This is a genomic window from Mycolicibacterium agri, from assembly GCF_002553505.1.
In the GTDB taxonomy this organism is placed as follows: Bacteria; Actinomycetota; Actinomycetes; order Mycobacteriales; family Mycobacteriaceae; genus Mycobacterium; species Mycobacterium agri.
Map to the genome: position 1 here is coordinate 1 of NZ_PDCP01000178.1, position 3,203 is coordinate 3,203.

Genomic DNA, 3,203 nt, shown 5'->3' on the forward strand with positions numbered 1-3,203 from the left:
CCCCCGAATGACCCCACGCCCCGGGTGACCCCACGCCGAAACCGACATTTTGGCGCTTTCTTCTCGCACTTTTGCGCCCATATGTCGGTTTGGGCGTTGAGGGGGAGGCTAAGAGGGGTTGGCGCGCAGGTAGGTGTAGACGCTTGCGAAGTTGGTGTTGACCTCGTCGGGGATCGGCACCGGGCCGCCGAGAGCCCGTGCACCCCAGGCGATCTGCGCGGTCCGCTCGACCAGCGCCGTGACGTGCAGCGCCTTGTCGGGCCGCGGCCCGACCGCCACCAGGCCATGGTTGGCGATCAGCGCCGCGGCCCTGCCCTCGAGCGCCTTCACCGCGTTGTGGCCGACGTCGGGAGTGCCCGACGCGGCGTAGTCGGCGCAGCGGATCCCGCCGCCGCAATACACGGCGAACTCGTCGACACAAGCCGGAATCGGTTCGTGCGCAACGGCGAACATGGTGGCCCAGACCGGATGGCTGTGAATGACACTGCCGATATCGTCGAACGCGCGGTAGCACGCGAGGTGCAGCGCCATCTCCGACGACGGGTTTCGACCGTCGGCGGCCTGTACGACGGCGCCGTCGGCGTCCACCACCACCATGTCGTCGAGAGTCATGGCGCTGTAGTCGACCGACGACGGGGTGATGACGATGTGGCCGTCCTCGCGGCGGGCCGAGATGTTGCCCGCAGTACCTTCGACCAGTCCCCGCCGCAGCATGTCCTTGGCGGCCGCCAGCACCGCGGCTGCCGCGTCGTCGACGAATCTCACCGCGCCAGCACCTCCGGATTCACGATGTTCGCCGGTCGCCGCCCTGCCAGCAGCGCCTCCAGGCCGTCGGCGACCATCTGCGCCTGCCGTGCTTCAGTGTTCCACGTGGCTCCGCCGATGTGCGGCGTCAGCACCACGTTGGACATCCGGGTCAGCGGATGGTCGACCGGCAGCCACTCGCCCTCGAAGTGATCAAGCCCTGCGGCGGCGACCTTGCCGCTCGTCAACGCGTCGACCAGGGCGTCGGTGTCGTGCAACTGTGCCCGCGCCGTGTTGAGGAACACTACGCCGTCGCGCATCGCCGCGAACTGCTCGGCGCCGATCATCCCGACTGTCTCATCGGTGACCGGGGCGTGCAGCGAGACGATGTCGGCCTCGTCGAGCAACTCCTCGAGGCTGTGCAGGGCCTCGTCCTGATACGGGTCGTGCGCGATCACCGAAACGCCAAGGCCGGTCAACCGCCACCGCAGCGCGCGGCCGACCGCGCCGAGCCCGACCAGCCCCGCGGTGCGGCCTGCGATCTCGGCGCCGCGGAAGCGTTGATAGGGGATGGTGCCGTCGCGGAACACCTGACCGGTGCGCACGTCGTCGTCGGCGGGCAGGAGGTGCCGGGTCGCCGCGAAGAGCAGTGCGATCGCCATCTCGGCGACCGCGTCGGCGTTGCGGCCCGGCGTGCGCAGCACCGGAATGCCCGCGGCCGTCGCACCGGCGACATCGACGTTGGTCGGGTCGCCTCGTGTCGAGGCGACCGCGCGCAGCGGCAGCTCGAATACCGGGCCGTTGACCGAATCGGCCTCCACCAAAAGGATTTCGGCGTGCTCGGCGGTGGCGCGCTCGGCGAGCTGCTCCGCGGTGTAGATGCGCAGCGGGGTCTTGTCGATCCACGGGTCGTACACGACGTCGACCAATTCGCGCAGCTTGTCCAAACCCGGCCCGCGCAGCGGCGCGGTCACCAGGGCACGCGGTCTTGCGGTCACGCTTGCCCATGCTGGCGTACGGTGACGCCCGTGTCACGCGAAGAGGTGACAATCGGCATCGACATCGGCACGACGGCGGTCAAGGCCGTCGCCGCCGACGAGCACGGCAACGTCGTCGCCAGAGCACGCGTCCCGCACGACGTGAAGGTGCCCGAGCCAGACCAGTTCGAGCACGACGCCGGGCAGGCGTGGCGCGACGGCCCGGTCTCGGCGCTGCAGCGGCTGAGCGGCGTCGACGCCCGCGCGGTCGCCGTCTCCGCGATGGTCCCGTCGCTGACGGCGGTCGACGACGACGGGGTGCCGCTGACGCCGGGCCTGTTGTACGGCGACGGCCGAGGCCGTGTCGCGCAGCCGACCGCGGGCATGGGCTTCATGATCGGCGAGACCGCCGAGTTCCTGCGGTGGACGGCGCGGCGGGCGCCTGACGCGGCGGGGTACTGGCCCGCGGCCGCGGTCGCCAACTATGCGCTGGGTGGCGAAGCCGTCATCGACTTCGCCACCGCCTTCACCGCGCTGCCGTTGTTCGACGGCACCGGATGGGACGACGCGCAGTGCGCCGACTGCGGCGCATCAGCCGACCGGATGCCGCGGGTCCAGCCGCCCGGTTCCGCGGTCGGGATGGTCCGCAGCGGCGACGCCGTGCTCGCCGCGGGCGCCATCGACGCCACGTGCGAACAGATGGTCGCGGGCGCCGACCAGGACGGCGACGTGCTGGTGTTGTGCGGGACGACTTTGATTGTGTGGGCGACGATTCCGGAGGCCCGCGATGTGCCGGGGTTGTGGACAATCCCGCACACCGCGGCGGGCAAGTGCCAGATCGGCGGTGCCAGCAACGCGGGCGGGCTGTTTCTCAACTGGGTCGATCAGCTTGTGGCGCAAGCGGATCCGACCAACGCAGACCCGCGACGGGTGCCGGTGTGGTCGCCGTATGTGCGCGGTGAGCGTACGCCGTATCACGACTCCGACAGGCGGGCCGCGCTCGACGGGCTGCACCTGGTGCACGACGCCGCCGCGGTGCGCCGCGGCGCCTACGAGGCCTCCGGATTTGTCGTGCGCCAGCTCATCGAATTGGGCGGCGCGACTGCGTCACGCATCGTCGCGACGGGTGGCGGCACCCGCGTCGGGCCGTGGATGGCGGCCATCGCCGACGCGACTGGTCTGCCTGTGCACGTCGCGGCGGTGCCGGAAGGCGCCGCGCTCGGCGCCGCCTTCCTGGCCCGCATGGCCGTAGGGCTCGAGTCGTCGATCGCCGACGCTGCCCGATGGTCGTCGACCGAGCGCATCGTCGAGCCGGATCCGGCATGGCGAACCGCGATGGACGACCGCTACGGCCGCTTCCTGGATTTGAGTCGCGCGAGCAGACGCTCGTGCCCGCAAAAGCCCAGGCGATTTCTGGGGGTGATTGCAACAGCCACCTTGTTGGAGGTTGTTGTGTATCTGAAGGCTTATCCCTGGATTATG

Annotated in this window: 3 protein-coding genes; 1 reads left to right on the forward strand and 2 read right to left on the reverse strand. The window is 70.2% G+C overall.

The genetic code is table 11. The features are described from left to right. Window positions 1-108: 108 nt before the first annotated feature. Both CQY20_RS33460 and CQY20_RS33465 read right to left on the reverse strand, forming a co-directional pair. A complete protein-coding gene (locus tag CQY20_RS33460) occupies window positions 109-765 on the reverse strand; it encodes an L-fuculose-phosphate aldolase (protein ID WP_097945617.1) in 657 nt (218 codons plus the stop codon). Continuing rightward, window positions 762-1,742 carry an NAD(P)-dependent oxidoreductase gene (locus CQY20_RS33465; RefSeq protein WP_097945620.1) on the reverse strand — a complete coding sequence of 327 codons (981 nt, stop codon included), beginning with the start codon at window positions 1,740-1,742 and terminating at the stop codon, window positions 762-764. The genes CQY20_RS33460 and CQY20_RS33465 overlap by 4 nt, the downstream gene beginning before the upstream one ends. A gap of 30 nt (window positions 1,743-1,772) precedes the next feature. Here CQY20_RS33465 and CQY20_RS33470 point away from each other — a divergent pair. After that, window positions 1,773-3,203: xylulokinase (locus CQY20_RS33470; protein WP_097945623.1), on the forward strand; the 1,431-nt coding region annotated here is incomplete at its 3' end.